The sequence below is a fragment of the Acinetobacter sp. YH12131 genome (assembly GCF_013418635.1).
Classification (GTDB): domain Bacteria; phylum Pseudomonadota; class Gammaproteobacteria; order Pseudomonadales; family Moraxellaceae; genus Acinetobacter; species Acinetobacter towneri.
On record NZ_VPBQ01000050.1, the window covers coordinates 1 to 1,168 of the forward strand.

Consider the following 1,168-nt stretch of genomic DNA (forward strand, 5'->3'; position numbering starts at 1 on the left):
TACGTTGTCGGCAGCGGGCCAAAAAGGAATACGTCCATGCCCATCGAGGTGAAACCGGCTGTGAGCGCGGGTTCAAGCATATAGCCCGACAGGCGCGTATCCTTGCCGATCACGACACGATGGCGGTGGTCACCGCGACGAAAGACACGGCCAGCCGCCATGCCGACGCGCAAGGCGGTTTCCGCCGTCATCGCGCCTTCGTTGGCTTTGCCACGAATACCGTCTGTGCCGAAATATTTGCGCACCATAAGGTCGATTATCCTGTCGTCGGGTCGCCCTCAAAGGGGACATGCCTGCTGAACCGCGAATATAGAGAAATATCCCGAATGTGCAGTTAACGAATTCTTGCGGTTTCTTTCAGCGCCGCCAATACCGCCAGCCCGTCGCGCAAGGGGCGCGGCTCGTGTGTGCGGATGAAGTCAGCTCCACCTGCGGCGGCGGCAAGCTCTGCAGCGAGTGTCGCGGCCCCGACATCCCCCGGACCACGGCCTGTGAGCGCGCGCAGAAAGGATTTGCGCGAAACAGACAGAAGCACCGGCAAATCGAAGCGCAGCCGCAATTCATCGAACCGCGCCAGCACCGAGAGCGAGGTTTCGGGAGCAGCCCCCAGAAAAAACCCCATGCCGGGATCAAGGACAAGGCGGTTGCGTTTGATACCGGCACCCGTCAGCGCCGCGATGCGCGCGTCAAAGAACGCCGCAATGTGATCCATGATGTCGCCAGCGGGTGCCTCGCGCCGATCTGCCTGCCCGTCTTGCACCGAATGCATAACGACGAGTTTGGCAGATGATTTCGCCAATTGCGGATAGAACGCAGCGTCTGGAAAACCGCGAATATCATTGAGATAGGCCACACCACGCGACAAGGCATAGGCTTGCGTCGCGGGTTGATAACTGTCGAGCGAGACGGGAATGCCATCTGCCTTGAGCGCGTCCAGCACCGGCGCGATACGCGCGATTTCTGTGTCGGACGAAACAGGCGCGGCGTCGGGATTGCTGGATGCCGGACCGAGGTCGATCACATCTGCCCCCTCGGCCATCAGCTTACGCGCCTGCGCAATGGCTGCGTCTGGCGCCAGATACCGGCCTCCATCGGAGAAACTGTCCGAGGTTATGTTGACGATGCCGAAAATGATGAGCGATTTATTCATGGGGGCTTCTATAATAAT

The 1,168-nt window shown here is 59.8% G+C and carries 1 protein-coding gene and 1 pseudogene; both read right to left on the reverse strand.

Translation table 11 applies throughout. The features are described 5' to 3' along the window. Window positions 1–248: pseudogene (glmM, locus tag FTU66_RS13535) on the reverse strand (phosphoglucosamine mutase); the annotation flags it as partial. Window positions 249–334: 86 nt separating this feature from the next. Beyond that, window positions 335–1,150 (reverse strand): sulfonamide-resistant dihydropteroate synthase Sul2, encoded by an 816-nt coding sequence (sul2, locus tag FTU66_RS13540; protein WP_001043260.1) that lies wholly within the window; start codon window positions 1,148–1,150, stop codon window positions 335–337. Between the last annotated feature and the right edge of the window lie 18 nt (window positions 1,151–1,168).